The sequence below is a fragment of the Oleiphilus sp. HI0061 genome (assembly GCF_001635675.1).
Map to the genome: position 1 here is coordinate 1 of NZ_LWFE01001590.1, position 397 is coordinate 397.

At 46.9% G+C, this 397-nt stretch carries 1 protein-coding gene; it reads right to left on the reverse strand.

Translation table 11 applies throughout. From position 1 onward, the window contains the following. A partial coding sequence (locus A3735_RS24740) for an NADH-ubiquinone oxidoreductase-F iron-sulfur binding region domain-containing protein (RefSeq protein ID WP_304440019.1) occupies positions 1-385 on the reverse strand: 385 nt, incomplete at its 3' end. Positions 386-397: the final 12 nt, after the last annotated feature.

The following is a 397-nucleotide window of genomic DNA, read 5'->3' on the forward strand; positions in this document are numbered from 1 at the left end:
AACCTGCCTGACGACCATCCGGGTGGTCTTTTAGTAATGCCGCGTACACTAAAGGGAAGTTTTCAATTGTCGATAAAATAGGTTTAGGGGACGTATGCCCAAGCCCGCAGCGACTGGTTTGAATAATGGTATTGCCGAGGCTTTGCAAAGACTCCAGGTCCTTGCTCTCGCCCTGGCCGAGCATGATTTTCTCAAGCCCTTTCTTTAAAAACACATTACCGACTCTGCATGGCGTGCAGTAGCCACAGCTTTCTTCAATAAAGAAGTGCATAAAGTAATTGACGATATCGAGAATATTACGTTGCGCCGAGAAAATCATGATAGCCCCTGCTGTAGGTAAATCCTCAAAACATAAGCGCCGGTTAAAGTCGATACGCGCAATCATTTCGCCACTGGC